The sequence below is a fragment of the Ruminococcus sp. genome (assembly GCF_024691275.1).
Taxonomy (GTDB): Bacteria; Bacillota; Clostridia; order Oscillospirales; family Ruminococcaceae; genus Ruminococcus.
On sequence record NZ_JAILNU010000097.1, the window covers coordinates 1 to 19252 of the forward strand.

17 protein-coding genes and 1 pseudogene are annotated in these 19252 nt (G+C 48.4%); all 18 read left to right on the forward strand.

The window, feature by feature from the left end:
- Nucleotides 1-31: 31 nt before the first annotated feature.
- The 18 genes and pseudogenes from infC to K6G33_RS11725 all read left to right on the forward strand — a co-directional run bounded on the left by infC (nucleotide 32) and on the right by K6G33_RS11725 (nucleotide 19238).
- Entirely contained in the window at nucleotides 32-556 is a 525-nt protein-coding gene (infC, locus tag K6G33_RS11640) for a translation initiation factor IF-3 (protein WP_173450341.1), read from the forward strand.
- Between the two features lie 13 nt (nucleotides 557-569).
- Nucleotides 570-773, forward strand: coding sequence for a 50S ribosomal protein L35 (gene rpmI, locus K6G33_RS11645; RefSeq protein WP_019678115.1), 204 nt, complete (start codon nucleotides 570-572; stop codon nucleotides 771-773).
- A gap of 69 nt (nucleotides 774-842) precedes the next feature.
- The gene (gene rplT, locus K6G33_RS11650) at nucleotides 843-1196 is read left to right on the forward strand and encodes a 50S ribosomal protein L20 (RefSeq protein ID WP_173450342.1); all 354 of its coding nucleotides are present in this window, start codon (nucleotides 843-845) and stop codon (nucleotides 1194-1196) included.
- 134 nt (nucleotides 1197-1330) lie between these two features.
- Nucleotides 1331-2119, forward strand: coding sequence for an RNA methyltransferase (locus K6G33_RS11655; RefSeq protein ID WP_296779652.1), 789 nt, complete (start codon nucleotides 1331-1333; stop codon nucleotides 2117-2119).
- 36 nt (nucleotides 2120-2155) lie between these two features.
- Entirely contained in the window at nucleotides 2156-2647 is a 492-nt protein-coding gene (locus K6G33_RS11660) for a deaminase (protein ID WP_296779653.1), read from the forward strand.
- A gap of 43 nt (nucleotides 2648-2690) precedes the next feature.
- A complete protein-coding gene (gene dprA, locus K6G33_RS11665) occupies nucleotides 2691-3899 on the forward strand; it encodes a DNA-processing protein DprA (RefSeq protein ID WP_296779655.1) in 1209 nt (402 codons plus the stop codon).
- 12 nt (nucleotides 3900-3911) lie between these two features.
- Complete coding sequence (topA, locus tag K6G33_RS11670) at nucleotides 3912-5993, forward strand: type I DNA topoisomerase (protein WP_296779657.1); 2082 nt, start codon at nucleotides 3912-3914, stop codon at nucleotides 5991-5993.
- Nucleotides 5990-7318 carry a methylenetetrahydrofolate--tRNA-(uracil(54)-C(5))-methyltransferase (FADH(2)-oxidizing) TrmFO gene (trmFO, locus tag K6G33_RS11675; RefSeq protein WP_296779659.1) on the forward strand — a complete coding sequence of 443 codons (1329 nt, stop codon included), beginning with the start codon at nucleotides 5990-5992 and terminating at the stop codon, nucleotides 7316-7318. The genes topA and trmFO overlap by 4 nt, the downstream gene beginning before the upstream one ends.
- On the forward strand, nucleotides 7302-8303 hold the full coding sequence (gene plsX, locus K6G33_RS11680; RefSeq protein ID WP_296779711.1) for a phosphate acyltransferase PlsX: 1002 nt from the start codon (nucleotides 7302-7304) through the stop codon (nucleotides 8301-8303). The genes trmFO and plsX overlap by 17 nt, the downstream gene beginning before the upstream one ends.
- Nucleotides 8304-8308: 5 nt before the next feature.
- A complete protein-coding gene (rnc, locus tag K6G33_RS11685) occupies nucleotides 8309-8998 on the forward strand; it encodes a ribonuclease III (RefSeq protein WP_296779661.1) in 690 nt (229 codons plus the stop codon).
- The gene (locus K6G33_RS11690) at nucleotides 8985-9980 is read left to right on the forward strand and encodes an elongator complex protein 3 (RefSeq protein ID WP_296779663.1); all 996 of its coding nucleotides are present in this window, start codon (nucleotides 8985-8987) and stop codon (nucleotides 9978-9980) included. The genes rnc and K6G33_RS11690 overlap by 14 nt, the downstream gene beginning before the upstream one ends.
- A gap of 4 nt (nucleotides 9981-9984) precedes the next feature.
- Entirely contained in the window at nucleotides 9985-13557 is a 3573-nt protein-coding gene (gene smc / locus K6G33_RS11695; protein WP_296779665.1) for a chromosome segregation protein SMC, read from the forward strand.
- A 63-nt stretch (nucleotides 13558-13620) separates the two neighbouring features.
- Nucleotides 13621-14520: pseudogene (ftsY, locus tag K6G33_RS11700) on the forward strand (signal recognition particle-docking protein FtsY); the annotation flags it as partial.
- A 424-nt stretch (nucleotides 14521-14944) separates the two neighbouring features.
- Nucleotides 14945-15526, forward strand: a complete 582-nt coding sequence (gene rdgB, locus K6G33_RS11705; protein WP_296779667.1) for an RdgB/HAM1 family non-canonical purine NTP pyrophosphatase — start codon at nucleotides 14945-14947, stop codon at nucleotides 15524-15526.
- 1 nt (nucleotide 15527) lies between these two features.
- Nucleotides 15528-15830, forward strand: coding sequence for a YhbY family RNA-binding protein (locus K6G33_RS11710; RefSeq protein WP_173449906.1), 303 nt, complete (start codon nucleotides 15528-15530; stop codon nucleotides 15828-15830).
- Between the two features lie 4 nt (nucleotides 15831-15834).
- Nucleotides 15835-16530: an NAD(P)H-dependent oxidoreductase gene (locus K6G33_RS11715; RefSeq protein WP_296779669.1), complete on the forward strand. Its 696-nt coding sequence runs from the start codon at nucleotides 15835-15837 to the stop codon at nucleotides 16528-16530.
- Between the two features lie 24 nt (nucleotides 16531-16554).
- The gene (locus K6G33_RS11720) at nucleotides 16555-17766 is read left to right on the forward strand and encodes a nicotinate-nucleotide adenylyltransferase (protein ID WP_296779671.1); all 1212 of its coding nucleotides are present in this window, start codon (nucleotides 16555-16557) and stop codon (nucleotides 17764-17766) included.
- Entirely contained in the window at nucleotides 17763-19238 is a 1476-nt protein-coding gene (locus K6G33_RS11725; RefSeq protein ID WP_296779673.1) for an LCP family protein, read from the forward strand. Before K6G33_RS11720 ends, K6G33_RS11725 begins: the two co-directional genes overlap by 4 nt.
- Nucleotides 19239-19252: the final 14 nt, after the last annotated feature.

The following is a 19252-nucleotide window of genomic DNA, read 5'->3' on the forward strand; positions in this document are numbered from 1 at the left end:
TTTGTTTTTAAATTATATTGCTTGGAGGTGCTTGACTATTAGCAAACAGGAACTGCAGATCAACGAAGAGATAAGAGACAAAGAAGTACTCGTAATCGACGCTGAAGGAAAAAAGCTCGGCGTTTTGTCCGCCAAAGAAGCTCAGCAGATGGCTTTTGAACAGGAACTGGATCTCGTAAAGATCGCTCCGCAGGCAACACCACCCGTATGTCGTATCATGGACTATGGAAAGTATTGCTTCGAGCAGGCTAAGCGTGAGAAGGAAGCAAGAAAAAATCAAAAGGTCGTTTCTATAAAAGAGATCAGAATGTTCTCAACTATTGATACTCACGATTTTGAAACGAAGGTAAATCAGGCTGTCAAATTTTTACAGGGCGGCGATAAACTCAAGGTGTCGGTTAGATTCCGTAAGAGAGCTATTGCACACCCGGAGCTTGGAGGCGAACTGCTTGATCGCTTTAAAGAGGCAGTTTCTGCGGCAGGCACTGTGGATAAGCCGGCTAAGATGGAGGGACGAAGCATAGTAATGTTCGTTTCACCAAAGGCCGCTAAGTAAGGAGGATCATATAATGGCAAAGGTAAAGGTTAAAACTCACTCGGGCGCTAAGAAGCGTTTTAAGATTACAGGAAGCGGTAAGGTAAAGTACCAGCACACCAACAAGAGACACAGACTTACTCAGAAGGATACTAAGCGCAAGAGAATCGCTCGTAACGCAGGTGTTGCAGACTGCACAAATGCACCTACAATCAAGAAGCTCGTTCCTTATATGTAATCTGATGCGGAGATGCTCCGCAAGGTACTGAACGAATTCCCGTAATTTTAATTTTGGAGGTAAAGAACTATGGCACGTATTAAAGGTGCAATGATGACTCGTAAGAGAAGAAACAAGACTTTAAAGCTTGCTAAGGGCTACTGGGGCTCTAAGAGCAAACACTTCAAGATGGCTAAGCAGGCCGTAATGAAGTCAGGCAACTATGCATATATCGGAAGAAAGCAGAAGAAGAGACAGTTCAGACAGCTCTGGATCGCAAGGATCTCTGCTGCTGCTAAGCTCAACGGCATGAACTATTCTACATTTATGAACGGCTGCAAGAAGGCTGGTATCTCTCTCAACAGAAAGATGCTCTCCGAGATCGCTATCAACGATGCAGCAGGTTTCACAGCTATTGTTGACAAGGCAAAGGCTGCTCTTTAATTGCAATTTAAAACACGCTCCTATATAAATAAGAGCGTGTTTTTGTTAATACATGGTTCGTGACATGATATGCGTAATTGGTGGCATAAGCCATTGATTACGCATAACGAATTGATTCAGGCGGTGTTGTACTATTGGAAAACATCATCACATCAAAAGATAATCCTACTGTCAAGCTGTATCAGAAGCTTTCCTCGTCAAAAAAAGAAAGGCTTCAGTACGGCTTATTCGTGTTGGAAGGGCTCAGGATAGTTGAGGACGCTCTCCGTGAGGACAGCGGCATCACACAGCTGATACTCACCCAGAAAGCCAACGAGCGCTTCGGTGAGGAGCTTTTACAGGCTGATTTGAGAAGCACAAAAACTATTGTAATTTCAAATGAGCTTGGAAATAAGATCGCTTCAACGGATACTACACAGGGCGTATTCGCAATGTGCCGTATTCCCGTTCAGCGTAAAGTGAAAAATATAGTGAGCAGCGGCGGAAAGTACCTGGTGCTGTTCGGACTTCAGGACCCCGGAAACGTCGGCATGATGATAAGAACTGCCGATGCACTCGGTATAGACGGTGTTATAATGTCGGGAAGCTGTGACCTGTACAGCCCGAAGGTGATACGCTCGACTATGGGTTCTGTATTCAGAATGAAGATAGCCATAGAGAACGATGCGGATACTCTTTTTGCAGAGCTTGACGATGTTGGAGCTGTTACTTCTGCTGCTGTCATCGACAAGGACGCAAGACCTGTGACGGAATGTACCTTTGAGGGGACTCAGGCAGTCTTCATAGGCAATGAGGGCAACGGGCTGCCTGCGGATATCGCACAGCGATGCACACAAAAGGTGATAATCCCCATGCATGGGAATATCAACTCCCTCAATGCTGCAATGGCTGCGGGAATACTTATGTGGGAGCTCAGCAAATAGTTCCTGTTTAATACTTGCGGACGGAGGTGTCCTGTCATGGATAAAAGACGCGATAAGATCAACTATTATCTTGATATTGCCGAAAAAGTCTCGGAGAGATGCACTTGTCTCAGAAGACATTACGGTGCTGTTATAGTAAAGAATGACGAAATAATCTCAACAGGCTATGTGGGAGCTCCACGCGGCAGGGCGAACTGCACCGATCTCGGATACTGTATAAGAAAAAAGCTCGATATTCCGCGAGGTGAAAGGTATGAGCTGTGCAGGAGTGTTCATGCGGAGGCAAATGCAATTATTTCCGCACCGAGGGACAGAATGATTGATTCCTCGCTGTATCTTGTGGGAAAAGAAGCAGATACAAAAATGTATATCGAAAACGCAAACAGCTGCTCCATGTGCAAAAGGCTGATAATCAATGCAGGTATCGACAAGGTGATAATACGTATCAGCGAGAATGAGTATAAGATCATACCTGTCAGCACATGGATAGAAAATGATGAATCTCTGGAAGGAACAATGGGCTATTGAGTTAAGCGGATAATTTGTATTTTTTCATCGAGGGGGCTTTACTGTGGACGAAACAAAATACTGGCTGTGGCTGAACATGGTCTTTGGTACGGGAAATCACCGTATATGGGAAGTAATGAGCTTTTACCGCACGGCTGAAAAAGCATATCAGTCGCTGAGCTCTGATTCTTCAATGGTAAGTCTCAATGAAAAAGAGAGCAAAGCCGTTCACAGTGTGCCGCTGCATAATGCGGAAATATTCCTGCTTAACTGTGCAAAACGTGGGATAGGCGTTATAGGCTATACGGAACCTTTGTATCCGAAACAGCTCATGCATATATATAATCCGCCTTCCGTACTATATTACAAGGGCAATATCTCGTGCCTTCAGACAGACCTGACAGTTACGGGCGTAGGTACAAGAAAAGCCTCGCCGTACAGTTTAAAGGCGGCAAAGGATATATGCTCCGAACTTTCGATGCGGGGAGTCGTTATCATCAGCGGATTTGCTGTGGGTATCGACCTTGCCTGCAGCATGGCTGCTGCCGATATTGGCAGACCTACAGTATGTGTAATGGGCTGCGGTGTGGATGTTGATTATCCGCGTCAGAACTTTGCCTACAGAGATGTGATACTCGCCGCAGGCGGTGTGTTCATATCCGAATTTCCGCCCGGGACGCAGCCAAATTCTCCGAATTTTCCGAAGCGCAACAGAGTGCTTGCCGCTCTCGGAAAGGCAACAATAGTATTTCAGGCAGGTGCGAAAAGCGGTTCGCTCATAACAGCCAATCTTGCCGCAGGTCAGGGACGCGAAGTCCTTTGTCTGCCGCCTGCTGACATATTCAGCGGTGAATATTCGGGCAATATCAAGCTCCTGCGCGACGGTGCGCTGTCAATGTATGACGCATCGGACGTTATGGAGTGCATATCAGTGAAATACAGTCAGCTTTCAGAAAAGCCGATGGTCACAAGAGCAGACAGCCATTTGGGCGGACGTGCCGATGATACGGCAGAAATGACCGCGGCTCTGAAAGAGCCTGATGAAATATATGACGAAAAGACCGGTGTTCCGATGTCAGCCGAACTGCCGCAGGATCTTTCGCAGCAGCAGAGGGAGATAGCGGAAATGCTTGAGAACGGGGTGCTCCATGCGGACGAACTCGCTCAGAGCCTCGGTCTGGATCCGTCAGAACTTATGACAGAGCTTACAGAGCTGGAGATATTCGGCATTGTACGCTCGCTTCCTGGAAAAATGTATGAACTTATAAGATAAGGGGATAAATCAATGTCAGACTTAGTCATAGTAGAGTCGCCTGCAAAGGCAAAAACTATTCAGAAATACCTCGGACCCGGGTATGAAGTAATAGCATCAATGGGTCATGTGCGCGACTTGCCGAAGTCCAAGATGGGCGTTGACAAGGATAACGACTTCAAGCCTCAGTACACCGATATGAAGGGCAAGGAGGACGTTATACGCGAACTCAAAAAAAGAGCTAAGAAATGCGATAAAGTATATCTCGCTACCGACCCCGATCGTGAGGGAGAAGCTATCTCGTGGCATATCGCACAGATGCTGAAGCTGGATATGAACGACGATAATCGTGTTGCTTTCAACGAGATCACAAAGACGGGCGTTAAAAACGGTATGAGCAACCCGCATAAAATAGATGTTGACCTTGTAAACGCACAGCAGGCAAGACGTATCCTTGACAGACTTGTGGGATACGAGCTCAGTCCTTTCCTCTGGAAAAAGGTCAAGAGAGGACTTTCGGCAGGACGTGTCCAGTCGGTTGCTGTACGTCTTGTGGTAGACCGCGAAAACGAGATAAGAGCTTTCGTGCCAAAGGAGTACTGGTCTATCGACGCAAAGTTCACAGCTCCTTCGTCAAGAAAGGTGTTCGATGCAGCTCTCGTAGCTGTTGACGGCGAAAAACTTGAGATACCCGATCAGGCTGCCGCAGACGATCTTCTTGCAAGACTTGAAAACGCTGAATATACGGTTAAAGCTGTCAAGAAGCGCGTTACGAAGAAGCAGCCTGCACCGCCGTTCATCACATCAACTCTCCAGCAGGAAGCATCGAGAAAGCTCAGCTTCAGCGCAAAGCGTACCATGAAGGCAGCGCAGGAGCTTTACGAAGGTGTTGACGTTGAAGGCGTTGGTGCAGTAGGTCTTATCACATACATGAGAACGGACAGCCTGCGTATTTCTGACGAGGCAAAGGCTGCTGCCGCTGAGTATATCGGAACAGTTTACGGAAAGGACTATCTGCCGCCCGAGCCGAGAAACTTCAAGAGCAAGAACAATGCTCAGGACGCGCATGAAGCTATCCGACCTTCAACTCCCGAGCTCACTCCCGAAAGAGTAAAATCCAGCCTCAGCTCGGATCAGTATAAGCTCTACAAGCTCATCTGGGAGCGCTTCATCGCAAGCCAGATGGCAAATGCTCTCCTCGATACAGTTTCCGCAGATATCGAAGCCAACGGCTGTACATTCAGAGCATCGGGCTATTCCGTAAAATTCGACGGTTTTATGACACTTTACGTGGAGTCCACAGATTCCGAGGACGGCAGCAAGAAGATGCTGCCTGAGTTGAAAGCGGACGATAAGCTCAAGCTCAAGTCTATCACAGGCAACCAGCATTTCACACAGCCGCCTGCACGTTTCACCGAGGCTTCACTCATCAAGGCTCTGGAAGAAAACGGTATCGGCAGACCAAGTACCTACGCTCCTACGATCACCACGATAACCTCACGCCGCTATGTTGAGCATGAGGGCAAATCGCTGAAGCCCACCAATCTCGGCGAGGTAATCACCGAGCTCATGAAGGATCACTTCAAGAAGATAGTTGACGCGAAGTTCACAGCTGAAATGGAAAACAACCTCGATGAAGTCGAGCACGGTGAAAAGAATTGGGTAAGCACTCTTCATGAGTTCTACGATGACTTCTCAAAGACTTTGAAAAAGGCTGAGGAAGCTATGGACGGCAAGCGCGTGAAGGTACCCGATGAGGAGACCGACGTGGTTTGCGAGCTGTGCGGAAGAAATATGGTAATAAAGTACAGCAAATTCGGAAAATTCCTTGCCTGCCCGGGATTCCCCGAGTGTAAAAATACGAAGAAGATAGTCACAGAGACCGAGGGAAGCTGTCCGCGCTGCGGCAAGAAAATGCTGCTGAAAAAGTCAAAGAAGGGCAGAAGCTTCTACGGCTGTGAGGGATTCCCTGAATGCAGCTTCATGACATGGAACGTACCCACAAAGGAGCTTTGTCCGCAGTGTGGAAAGTCGCTGTTCATGAAGGGCGGAAAATCAGGAAAGCTGGTATGTGAAGCGGAAGGCTGCGGCTACGAAAGAGAGCTGAAAAAATGAGCGGATACGTTAATGTTATCGGCGCAGGACTTGCAGGCTGTGAAGCTGCATGGGCTGTAGCCGAAGCAGGTATAAATGTAAGGCTTTACGAGATGAAGCCCGAGAAGTTTTCACCTGCTCATAAATACGGCGGTTTTGCGGAGCTTGTGTGCTCAAATTCCCTGAAAGCAGCAAGGGTAGAGTCTGCGGCAGGACTGCTGAAGTACGAAATGGAGCTTCTCGGCTCGCTGACAGTGCCGTGCGCAAAGGAAAATGCAGTTGAAGCAGGCGGAGCGCTGGCAGTTGACCGTGAGAAGTTTTCGGACGCTGTTACTGAGAAGATAAAGTCCCACCCGCTTATAGAAGTTATAGGCGGTGAAGTGACCGAGCTCCCCGAGGGTATGACCATTATTGCCACAGGACCGCTCACACAGGGCGCTATGGCGGATAAAATAAAGGAACTGTGCGGCGAGGGACTCAGCTTCTACGATGCGGCAGCTCCTATCGTTACAGCCGAGAGCATAGATATGGAAAAGGCATTTTATGCTTCACGCTACGACAGAGGCGACGCTGACTATGTAAACTGTCCCATGAACAAGGAGGAGTACCTTGCGTTCCATGCAGCACTGATCGCTGCGGAAAAGGTACAGCTCAAGGACTTTGAGACACACCCGTTTAGTGTATATGAGGGCTGTATGCCTATCGAGGAGCTGGCTTCACGAGGAGTCGATACAATGCGCTTCGGACCAATGAAGCCTGTAGGCATCGACGATCCGCGCACGGGCAGAAGACCGTATGCTGTTGTACAGCTGCGAAAGGAGAACCGCGAGGGTACGCTTTTCAACCTTGTGGGCTTCCAGACAAATCTTAAATTCGGCGAGCAGAAAAGGGTATTCTCAATGATACCTGGGCTTGAAAATGCCGAATTCATGCGCTTTGGCGTAATGCACAGAAATACATTCATCAACAGTCCCGAGCTGCTAAACTCTGATTTCTCCATGAGATCGCGTCCCGAGATATTCTTCGCAGGACAGATAACGGGAGTAGAGGGATACATGGAATCGGCTGCCAGCGGTCTTATCGCAGGTATCGCCGCATCACGCAGGATAAAGGGGCTTGCACCGATAGAGCTGCCACTCGACACGATGACAGGAGCGCTTTCACATTATGTCAGCGATCCGTTCAACAGCGGAAATTTCCAGCCAATGGGTGCAAATATGGGCATATTGCCCGATATCGGAATAAGGATCAAGGATAAAAAAGAACGTTATGGCGCATATGCGCAGCGAGCAGTTGAATCGCTGAAGGGAGAGCTTGAGAGAATTGGCTATAAAGATAATTGTTGACGCCTTCGGAGGAGATAACGCTCCTCTGGAAGTTATAAAGGGCTGCGAAAGAGCAGTCCGTGAACTTGACGTAAATATCGTACTCACGGGCAAAAAGCCTGAGATAAAGGCTTGTGCTGAAAAGAACGGCATCAGTCTTGACGGCATGGAGATAGTTCATACCGATGATGTTTTTGATATACATGAGGAACCGAAGGAGATAATCAAGTCAGGAAAGAATTCTTCCATGGCTCTGGGACTCAGCCTTCTTGCAGAGGGCAAGGGCGATGCCTTTGTTTCGGCAGGAAGCACAGGTGCTCTCGTTATGGGAGCGACCTTCATCGTCAAGCGTATCAAAGGCATCAAAAGAATCGCTCCGTCACCTGTAATGCCGGGAGATAAGGGCAGCTTTACACTGATAGATGCAGGCGCAAATACAGAGTGCCGCCCTGAGATGCTGGTGCAGTTTGCCATAATGGGAACTGCCTACATGGAAAAGGTAATGGGCGTGAAGAAACCGAAGGTCGCACTGCTGAATATCGGCGCAGAGGACACAAAGGGCAGAGATCTTGAGATCGAAGCATATAGGCTCCTGAAGCAGTCAGGACTTAATTTCGTGGGAAATCTTGAAGCAAGAGACCTCCCTGTCGGCGATGTTCAGGTAGTTGTTACCGACGGCTTTACAGGAAATATTGCACTGAAGCTCTATGAAGGAATGGGAAGTTTCTTCGGAAGAAAGCTCAAATGGTTCTTCTCGGGAGCAGGCAAACTCGGTGCGCTGTTCTCCCTCGGCAAGATCAAGACCTTCCGCAAGCAGATGGATTATAAGGAAGTTGGCGGCTCGGCACTTCTTGGTGTCAAAAAGCCGGTAATAAAGGCTCACGGAAGCTCCGACGGGACTGCATTTTTCAATGCCGTAAGACAGGCAAAGCGCTGCGTCGAGGGTAATGTCGTAGGCGTTATAGAGAGCTATGTAGCTCAGACTGCGGCTGCTGACAAGGAGTGATCTGAATGGAAAATCTATCAAAATTTGAAGATATAATCGGTTATAAATTCAAGAATATCGAGCTTCTGAGACAGGCTCTCTCTCATTCATCATATGCAAATGAAAAGAAGCGTCCCAACGGCAGCAATGAGCGCCTTGAATTCCTCGGAGACAGCGTTCTTTCCATTGTTGTTTCGGACTTTCTGTACAAGAATCTCAATGTTGCAGAGGGCGAGCTCACAAAGATGAGAGCCTCACTCGTATGTGAGAAGTCGCTCCATGTCTTCGCAAAGCAGATCGACCTGGGAGCTTTCATGCTCCTTGGCAAGGGCGAGGAGAACACCGGCGGACGTGAGCGTCCTTCCATACTCGCAGATGCTTTTGAAGCTGTTATCGCAGCGATATACCTTGACGGCGGAATGGAGCCTGTTTCAAAGCATATCCTACGCTTCATGCCAAAGGATATCCGCCATGCAAAAAAGCCTGTATTCAACGACTTCAAGACCGTTTTGCAGGAGATAGTCCAGAAGAACCCCGAGGAAAAGGTGGAGTACGTCCTTATCGGCGAGGAAGGTCCCGATCACAACAAGCGTTTTGTTGTGGAGGTATGCCTCAACGATCAGGTGATAGGAAAAGGCTCGGGTAAGAGCAAGAAGGAAGCAGAGCAGCTTGCTGCAAAGGAAGCTCTTGAACTTATGGGCTATGAAGCACAGTAACATATCAATATTCATTCCGCATATAGGCTGTCCGCATCAGTGCAGTTTCTGCGACCAGCGTACTATAAGCGGAGCGCAGCACGCTCCGACAGGCGACGAGGTGCGTGAGATATGCAGCAGAGCGCTCGGCGAAGTCAGAGAGCCGCAGAATACGGAGATTGCTTTTTTTGGCGGAAGTTTTACCGCGATCCCGAGAGATTATATGCTGGAGCTTCTTGAAGCAGCGCATGAATTCGTGGGCGAGGGCAGATTCAGAGGTATACGCTGTTCTACACGTCCCGACTGCATAGACGCAGAAGTGCTGGGGCTGCTGAAAAAATATGGCGTTACCGCTATCGAGCTTGGGGCTCAGTCCATGGACGACGAGGTGCTTGAAGCCAATGAGCGCGGACATACTGCGCAGGACGTTGTCAATGCGAGCAGTCTTATAAAAGCGTACGGCTTTGAGCTGGGGCTTCAGATGATGACGGGACTTTACGGCAGCACTCCCGAAAAGGAGTGGGAGACTGTTGAAAAGATAGCCGCATTATCACCCGATACAGTGCGTATTTACCCTGTTGTGGTGCTTGAACATACAAGGCTGGGAGAGCTCCTGCTCTCGGGCGAATACAAGCCGTTCAGCTTTGATAAGGCTGTGGAGATAGCTTCTGCGGCAATGGTGATGTTCGAGGGCAGCGGTATCAGGGTCATCAAGTGCGGACTTCATGCCAGCGAATTCGTTGAGCAGGATATGGTGGGCGGTTTTTATCACCCCGCCTTCCGCGAGCTCTGTGAAGCGCTGATATACCGCCATAATATTGAATTCGTCCTGAAAAACAGCAGCGTCGGCAGCGAAGCGGTGATAGCCGTCAACAGAAGATGCATAAGCAAGGCGGCAGGACAAAAGAGATCTAACATCGCGTACTTCAAGGAGCGCGGTGTGAACATAAAGATCGTCGGGGACGAGGATATCCCGAAATATGAATGTGAGCTGAGGAGGTGAGAGCGTGTACCTGAAATCTCTGGAAATACAAGGCTTCAAGTCATTTCCCGATAAAATAAGCCTTACCTTTGACAAGGGACTTACGGCAGTTGTTGGTCCTAACGGAAGCGGCAAGAGCAATATCGGCGACTCGGTCAGATGGGTACTGGGCGAGCAGTCCACAAAAACTCTCCGAGGCAATAAGATGGAGGACGTTATCTTTTCGGGAACTGTTGCAAGAAAGCCTATGGGATTTGCCGCAGTTACACTGAATATAGACAACTCCGACAATACTCTCCCTGATATCGGCGACGAGGTGGCTATCACACGAAAGCTCTACCGAAGCGGCGAGAGCGAGTATCTCATAAACGGAAAGCCGTGTCGTCTGAAGGATATCAACGAGCTGTTCATGGACACGGGTCTCGGACGCGACGGTTACTCCATAATCGGACAGGGACGTATAGCTGAGATAGTAGGTGCGAAGAGTTCTGAGCGCCGTGATATCTTTGAAGAAGCGGCAGGTATATCGAAATTCCGATACAAGAAGCTGGAAGCTGAGCGAAAGCTCACGGCAGCACAGGAGAATATGCTGCGTCTTACGGATATACTCACCGAGCTTGAAGGCAGAGTAGAGCCGCTGCGCATACAGTCGCAGAAAGCAGAGAAGTTCATCAAGCTTGCAGAAGAACGTAAAAGGCTTGAAATATCTGTATGGGTGACCCGTCTTGATAACATGAAAGTAAAGCTTGACGAGCTGGAAAGCAAAATACTCATCAGCAAGAATGAATATGAGAATATCGAGAATGATATCCAGCGTGAGGAGCAGAAGATAACCGACGGCATAAGAAAGATGCAGGAGAGCACCATGAAAGCCGACGAGCTTCGCCGCAGAATGCTGGAGGAGGAGCAGACGTCTTCGGAAATGAAGTCGGGCATCGCCGTTCTTGAAAATGATATAAAGCACTGCAATGAGGCTGCACAAGCGGCTCAAAGGAACATCGACAGTTCAGAGGAGGCTAAGAAAGCTCTCGAAAAAGAGCGAAAGGAAGCTTTAGACAAGCTTGCAGAGCTTGAGGAGCAGAAAAAGGCTCTCGAAGCTGAGATAAAGACTGCCGAGGAGAGCTTCGAGAAGGCTGAAAGCGAGAGCTCAAAGCTGGGAGACTCCGTTGACAAGGCAGGCAGCGAGATAAACGGTATGTATATCAGACAGAGCGAGTACCGCTTTGCTATAGAGTCAGCAAAGTCTTCTATAGAGGAGCAGACCGCTCGTCTTGCAGAGCTTCGTGAAAACAGCGGCGACCTCGGAAAAAAGCTGGCTGAGTATGAGTCACAGACCGAAAGCGTAAAGGCTGAGGCTGAGAAAAATACCGCGAAAACCGAGGAGCTGCGTAACAAGCTCAGCGGACTTGAAAGGCTTTTCAAGTCAAGGCGCGAGGGCTTTGAACAGGCGAAAAATGATTTCGAGAGAGCTCTTTATGAGCTGAAAGACAAGCAGCAGCGCCGAAAGATACTCACCGACCTTGAAAACAACATGGAGGGCTTTGCAGGCAGCGTCAAGCAGGTGCTCAAAGCTTCCAAGCAGGGACGCATCGGCGGAGTTTTCGGAACGGTCGCACAGAATATCGGCGTTGAGCCGGAATACGCTGTGGCTATCGAAACTGCACTCGGCGGTGCTATGCAGAACATAATCGTTGAAAACGAGGACATCGCCAAGCGCTGTATCCGTTTCCTGAAGGAGCAGAAGGGCGGACGTGCAACCTTCCTGCCCATAACCTCTGTAAAGGGAAATGAGCTCCGTGAACAGGGGCTTGAAAACTGTGAGGGCTTTGTGGCGAACGCTAACAAGATAGTCACCTATGACCCGAAATTCAGCGGTATCATAGCATCGCTCCTCGGACGTATAGTCATTGCCGAGGATATCGACACGGCTACACTTATCGCCAAGAGATACGGCTATAAGTTCAGGATAGTAACTCTGGACGGTCAGGTCATCAATGCAGGCGGTTCGTTCACAGGTGGTTCGGCGCAGCGTTCGGGCGGTATCATAACCCGTAAGAACGAGATCGAGACACTTGATGCCGAAATAGTAAAGCTTGAAGCCGAGAGGGATACTCTCCGCGAAAAGGCTGAGAAGCTGCGTATGGAATCGGAGAAGCTCAGATATGATACGGAAGCTGCAAAGGAACAGCTTGCAAAATGTGATGCCGACAGAGTTCGTTTCGGCGCAGAGCTTACAAGCCTTGCGTCACTTGCGGAGCAGATACGCTCACAGTCGGAGAATTCCGTCAAGGTCATAACCGAGACCGAACAGAGGATATCAGCTGCAAAGCAGGATATCATCGACTCGGAAAAAGCCCTTGCACAGACCGACGCAGAGATAAAGGCTGCCGAGGAAAAACTGGCACAGGGACAGGATATACGCGAAAAGCTGAGACTTCAGAGAGCAGAGCTCTCCGACAAGCTGTCACAGCTCAAGATCAAGGGCATGGAGCTTGCAAAGGACGTGCAGGCACAGGAGCTTGAGATATCGCGTATCGACCGCAGAGCTGAGGAACTGAAATACGGTGCTCATCAGTTCGAGGAGGAGGTATTCCGTCAGAAGGAGCTCATCTCCGCAAAGGAGAACGAGATAGCCGAGCTGAAGGAGAAGCTTGCAGGCTTCAAGGACAATACCGCTTCGTACAATGAGCAGATAGAGCACTGCCATGCTACTCACAATGAGCAGAACCGACTCGTCAATGAGATGCAGCACGGTCTGAAAGCTATAAACGAGTCCAAGGAGAAGCTGTCGGCTGAGATAACACGACTTGAAGAACGTAAGGAGAACGTATGCCGCGATACCGACAATATCATCAGGCAGCTCATGGAGGTATACGAGCTTACACGCTCTGAGGCTGTACAGATAGCCGAAAAGATAGAGGATATGAACGCTGCACAGGCAGAGCTCACATCTGTAAAGAACAAGATACGTGCTCTCGGAAGCGTAAATGTTGACGCTATCGAGGAGTACAAGGAAGTATCCGAGCGTTACCGCTTCATGTCCGAGCAGATAGCGGATATACAGAAGTCGAAGACAGAGCTTGAAAAGATAATCACTGACCTCACAGCGGAGATGTGCAGGATATTCTCAGAGAGCTTTGCAGTTATAAATTCCAACTTCAAGAGCATATTTGTGGAGCTGTTCGGCGGAGGTAAAGCCGAGCTGATACTGACAGACCCAGAAAATGTACTTGAATCGGGCATAGAGATAAGTGTTGCGCCTCCCGGAAAGGTCATCAAGAACCTTATCTCGCTCTCAGGTGGAGAGCAGTCATTCGTAGCTATCGCAATATACTTTGCGATACTCAAACTCAGACCTGCGCCGTTCTGTATCCTTGATGAGATAGACGCAGCTCTCGACGAAGTAAACGTAAGAAAGTACGCACAGTACCTGAAAAACTTCACTGATACCACACAGTTCGTGCTTGTCACCCACAGACGAAGCGCCATGGAAGAAGCGAATGTGCTCTATGGTGTGACCATGCAGGAGGACGGTATCTCAAAGCTCCTCAAAATGGAGCAGGTGGACTTTCAGGAAGACGTTGCGGACATCAAATAAAAAATTTGTCACACTTTGGCACATTCAAACGATTAGATTATTAGACAAGGTTTGGAGGATATAATGGGAATATTTTCAAAGATTGCCAGCGGTCTGAAAAAGACCAAAGATTTTCTGTTCGGCGGTATCATGCGAGTTCTCAACTCGTTCACCGTTATAGATGACGAGCTCTTTGACGAGCTTGAAGAGCAGATGATAATGAGCGATATAGGTGTCGAGACCTCTGAGGAGATATGCGAAAGGCTCCGCAAGAAGATCAAGGAGCGCGGCATCACCGATCCTAAGGAGATAATGGGACTTATCCATGAAGTTATTGCCGAGATAATGGGCGATGATACAGGTCTTGACCTGTCCGTGTCACCTGCGGTAATAATGGTCATAGGCGTAAACGGTGCAGGTAAGACCACAACTATCGGCAAGCTTTGTCACCAGTTCAAGCAGGAGGGCAAGAAAGTCCTTGTTGCCGCTGCCGATACCTTCCGTGCTGCTGCTATAGACCAGCTTGAGGTATGGACTCAGAGAGCGGGAGTTGATATCGTAAAACACGCTGAGGGCTCCGATCCAGGTGCGGTAGTTTATGATGCTCTGGAAGCCGCAAAGGCAAGAGGCTGCGATGTTGTGGTTATTGATACCGCAGGAAGACTTCACAACAAGAAGAACCTCATGGAGGAGCTTAAAAAGATAAATCGTATCATTGACAACAAGGCGGGAGAATGCTCACGCGAGGTTCTTCTCGTACTTGATGCCACAACAGGACAGAATGCGGTAAATCAGGCAAAGCTTTTCAGCGAAACTGCTCCTATAACAGGTATCGTCCTCACAAAGCTTGACGGTACAGCAAAGGGTGGTATCGTTATATCCATAAAGAATGAGCTGGGCATACCTGTAAAGCTCATAGGCGTAGGCGAGAAGATCGACGATCTCCAGCCGTTTGACAGCAATATGTTCGTTGATGCGCTCTTCACCATTTCAGAGCAGACAGAAGAAGCAGCTGACGAGGACGCTGAAACTGAGGATACTGCATTTGAAGACGAGAATGAGGGATATTCCGAAGAAGCAGAAGATGAAGCTTCTGAGGACGATGGATTCGTTTCTGACGACGAAGAAGTCATCGAAGGGACAGAGACCGAAGAATCTCCCGAAGAAAATGAGCCTGAGACAGAGCTTTATACCGAGGAGTATACCGAAGAAGAGCAGGCTGATGATACAGTTTATGAAGCTGAGGAAAGCGGCATAACCGAGGAAACATCAGACGAGGAAGAAGCTGCTGATGATGAAACCGAAGAAACAGCAGAGGAAGAAGCAGAAGCTGAACCTGAGGAAGCTCCTGAGCCTGAAAAGAAGAAAAAGCGCGGATTCTTCAGCAGACTGTTCGGAGGTAAGGACGATGATTAAGCAGCTGGTAATGGCTACGAACAACGCAAACAAACTCCGTGAGGCAAGAGAGATACTTGCCCCCCTCGGTATAGAGGTGCTCTCTCAGCGTGAAGCAGGTGCAAACTGCGACCCCGAGGAAAACGGCACGACATTCGCAGAGAACGCACTTATCAAGGCAAAAGCGGTATACGAAGCTGTAAAGCTCCCTACTATAGCAGATGACAGCGGTCTATGTGTTGTTGCTCTTGACGGTCGTCCGGGTGTGTATTCCGCGAGATATGCTCCCGAGGGACAGCATTGTGCAAAGCTCCTTGAGGAGATGAAGGACGTTCCCGAAGATAAGAGAACAGCTTCATTCGATTGCAGCATAGCTTATATCGACGATAAGGAGATAAAGGTTGTAGGCGGCTGCTGCAAAGGACGTATCGGATATGAAATGCGCGGCACCAACGGCTTTGGCTACGATCCCGTGTTCATGGTAGGCGAGCGCACAATGGCAGAGCTCACCGCAGAGGAAAAGAACGAAATAAGTCACAGAGGTGCGGCGCTGAGAGGGCTGTACAAGTATCTGAAAGAAAGATTTGGTGAATGATATGCTTACAAGCAAGCAGAGAGCATACCTGCGCGGTATCGCTTCAACATACGAGACCATATATCAGGTCGGCAAGGGCGGTATTACCGAGGCTATGTGCAAGGACATCGAAGCTGCTCTTAAAAAGAGAGAGCTTATAAAGCTGAGAGTTCTTGACAATTCAGGCTGGACAGCAAGAGAAGCCGCAGATGCTATCGCAGAGCAGACAGGCGCAGATGTGGTACAGGTCATCGGCAGCAAGTTCGTGCTGTTCAAGCGCAACGAGAAAGACCCTGTTATAGAGAATATCCCGAAGGCTAAGTGAGTGTATGAAGGTACTGATAATAAGCGGTACGAATCACAAGGGCTCGACATATAATATCGGACGGATCGCGGCTGAAAAGATAACATCGGCTGAGAATATCAGCGAGGTGTTCCTGCCGCGCGATTTTGACGAGTTCTGCTGCGGCTGCACGAACTGTTTCATGAAGTCTTCTGAGAAATGTCCTCATTACGCAAAGCTGAAGCCAATCACTGAACTTATTGATGCGGCAGATGTTATTATCCTCACATCACCTGTTTACGTTTACCACTGTACAGGTCAGATGAAGGCTCTTCTTGACCACTACGGCTGGCGCTGGATGGCACACCGCCCCGACGAGAGAATGTTCAGCAAGCAGGCAGTAGTCGTTGCAACTGCTGCGGGAGCAGGTGTGAAGTCAACTATGAAGGATATGGCTGACAGCTGTTTCTTCTGGGGGATACCTCAGACCTATAGGCTGGGCATGGCTGTAAGAGCAGTTGACTGGAACAGCGTTGCACCTAAGATGAAGGACAGCATCAACGCCAAAGCAGAGGGTATCGCAAAAAAGATACTGAAAAGGCAGGGGAAAGTTCCTGTCGGCATAAAGACAAGGGCTTTCTTCAAGATAATGAGCCTTTTGCAGCGCAACGGCTGGAACAAGGCGGACGTTGACTACTGGAAGGAAAAGGGCTGGACAGGCAGCAAACGTCCTTGGAAATAAACATATAATGTCAGGAGGCGCAGAATGAAGATAGGTATATACGGTGGAAGCTTCAACCCCGTACACAACGGGCATATACATCTTGCAGAGACTGCTGTGTACGAGCTGGGGCTCGACAGGCTGTATCTGGTGCCGTCAAAGAAGTCCCCGCACCGTTCGATGGCTGAGTATGCTCCCGATGAGGACAGGCTGGAGATGCTGCGCCTTGCCTGCAAGGCAAAAGAAAAGCTTTTTGTCAGCGACTACGAGATTAAAACTGACCGCGTGAGCTATACTATATATACGGTCGAGCATTTTCGTGAAGTATTTCCCGATGACGAGCTTTTTCTGCTGGTGGGCAGCGATATGCTTCTCAGCTTTGAAACTTGGCATCGCTTTGAGGATATCCTTGCTAATGCAGCGCTTTGTGCTGTCTCACGCAAAAACGGAGATATGCCTGAGCTGCTGAAAAAAGCTGATGAACTCAGAAAATTCGGCAGGATAATGATTTCCGAAGCTCCTCCGACAGAGGTTTCGAGCACGGATATCAGAAAAAAAATTGCAAAAAATGAGGATTTCGCTTGCTATCTTGACGAAAATGTAGTACAATATATAAGATTGAGGGGATTATATTCTTCAAGAGGTGAAAAAGAATTGCAGTATAACCCTGATGATAAAAAGAAATATCTAAAAGCACATCTGTCCGCAAAACGATTCACACATTCATTGAATGTGGCAGATGAGTGCAGAAAGCTTGCGATAAAATACGGAGAAGACCCTGAAAAGGCATATTTTGCAGGACTGCTCCACGATATATGCAAGGAAATGCCCGAAAATGAGCAGAAAGCACTCGTAATGGACAGCGGCTATGCAGTTTGCCGTGAAGAGCTGGAGACACGTTCGTTGCTGCATGGTATAGCAGGTGCTTACTTCGTAAAGAAAGAATTCGGAGTAGAGGATATTGATATCCTCAATTCCATTAGGTTCCATACAGTGGGCAGAGCCGGAATGTCCAGACTTGAGGAAATAGTCTACATGGGCGACCTTGTTTCTGCCGAAAGAGATTATAAAGACGTAGACAAAATGCGTAAGCTGGCGTATACCGACATAAACGCAGCAATGCTCGAGGCATTTGCTTTTTCCATGAAAGCAGTGATAAAAAAAGGCGGAGTGATACCGATATGCACCGTCGAAGGATACAATTTTTACACACGGCTTATGAAAAATGATGGGAATTTGAAAAGAGGACTTAAATGAACCGAGAAGAACTTAATGAGGAGTATAGAAACAGAAATAACGCTTCAAGGCAGTCAAAACCGCTGAGAAAGCTAAAAAGGATAGATCAGAATACAAATTCGGATTATGAATACCGCGGACTTCACGAAGCTCCGTCGATAGATATACGTATTGACGGCGAACCTCCGAGAAGACCGTCGCCTGCTTCTGAACAGCATTATCACGGACTTCACGAGAAAAGACGTGAGGATATTGTTGAGTCGGCAGACTATGACGACGATTATCACTTCAGCTCCAATGTCAGGAAAAAGAGCCCGAAGGATACTGTCATAAAGATAACCGCGATCCTTCTGAGTATCGCATCTATAATCGCACTGTTTCTCAATATGCCGATACTCTGGTATAAAAAGAGCGGACAGCCCGATCAGAAGGTGTCTATACTGAAGTACCTGAAGCTCTGGCAGCCTCTCGTCGAGATCGAAGGCGAGATCGAGAAGCCTTCGGTAGACTTGAACATCGACACGGAAGTCGTTAATGATGACTTTACCGACGGACTAGACCTTCCGCAGACGGTCGAGGGTCAGTATACCGTGCTTTTCCTCGGATTTGACGAGGATCAGGAGCTTACTGACGTTATATGGATCTGCCAGTTCGATATCGCAGGAGCTAAGCTCCACATATTGCAGGTACCACGTGACTGTGCAGTTCCGAACTATACCAGCAACCCGACAACAAAGATAAACAGCGTTTATTTCGACGGATACGATCAGGAGTCAAGCAAGATACAGCGTGTTGTAAACTGTATTTACGACAACTTCCGTATCCCGATTGATGCATATATCACAACAGCCTGCTTCGATATCGTTGATATCGTAAACCTTGTAGGCGGTATCCCGATGAATATCGACAACGAGATCATGTATGAGGCTGACAAGATAATCCCTGCGGGTAAAAATGTTGTACTCTCAGGTGAACAGGCAGAGTGGTTTGTTCGTTTCCGTCACGACTGGTTACAGGGCGATATCGGACGAGTTCAGAACCAGCGCCGTTTCATGGCTGCTGCTATGCAGAAGATCCTCAATATCGTAAAGGACGAGGGAAAGCTCAAGCTTTACAGCTACCTCAACACTATATACAATAACAAATGGATCGCTACGAATATGAGCGTTGACGACCTGAGCAAACTTGCTGACTTTGGATCAACTCTCCAGATGGAGAACGTAAGTGTAAACATGGTTCCGGGTGAGGATGCGATGTATTATGCAGCCGACGGTGTGGAGTACAGTATCTATTCTATCCACAAGCAGGCTACCATTGATATGCTCAATGAGTCATTCAGACCGTATCAGAATCCGTTGCTGCTCTCAGACAGCAATATTATGGAATATGTAAGCGAATACGATTATGCATACAATCTTTACGACGATACAGGCGCGACATTCAAGGAGCTGGAAACAGCTACCGAACCGCCGCGAGCGTCGGATTATGAGTGATGAAAGAAAGGTGG

What these genes read in the sequence shown, in the direction of transcription:
- topA (WP_296779657.1), top strand. Translation starts at nt 3,912, where the DNA reads ATGTCAGACTTAGTCATAGTAGAGTCGCCTGCAAAGGCAAAAACTATT.
- K6G33_RS11725 (WP_296779673.1), top strand. Translation starts at nt 17,763, where the DNA reads ATGAACCGAGAAGAACTTAATGAGGAGTATAGAAACAGAAATAACGCT.
- rpmI (WP_019678115.1), top strand. Translation starts at nt 570, where the DNA reads ATGGCAAAGGTAAAGGTTAAAACTCACTCGGGCGCTAAGAAGCGTTTT.
- K6G33_RS11660 (WP_296779653.1), top strand. Translation starts at nt 2,156, where the DNA reads ATGGATAAAAGACGCGATAAGATCAACTATTATCTTGATATTGCCGAA.
- rdgB (WP_296779667.1), top strand. Translation starts at nt 14,945, where the DNA reads ATGATTAAGCAGCTGGTAATGGCTACGAACAACGCAAACAAACTCCGT.
- trmFO (WP_296779659.1), top strand. Translation starts at nt 5,990, where the DNA reads ATGAGCGGATACGTTAATGTTATCGGCGCAGGACTTGCAGGCTGTGAA.
- K6G33_RS11690 (WP_296779663.1), top strand. Translation starts at nt 8,985, where the DNA reads ATGAAGCACAGTAACATATCAATATTCATTCCGCATATAGGCTGTCCG.
- rplT (WP_173450342.1), top strand. Translation starts at nt 843, where the DNA reads ATGGCACGTATTAAAGGTGCAATGATGACTCGTAAGAGAAGAAACAAG.
- K6G33_RS11710 (WP_173449906.1), top strand. Translation starts at nt 15,528, where the DNA reads ATGCTTACAAGCAAGCAGAGAGCATACCTGCGCGGTATCGCTTCAACA.
- rnc (WP_296779661.1), top strand. Translation starts at nt 8,309, where the DNA reads ATGGAAAATCTATCAAAATTTGAAGATATAATCGGTTATAAATTCAAG.
- K6G33_RS11715 (WP_296779669.1), top strand. Translation starts at nt 15,835, where the DNA reads ATGAAGGTACTGATAATAAGCGGTACGAATCACAAGGGCTCGACATAT.
- K6G33_RS11720 (WP_296779671.1), top strand. Translation starts at nt 16,555, where the DNA reads ATGAAGATAGGTATATACGGTGGAAGCTTCAACCCCGTACACAACGGG.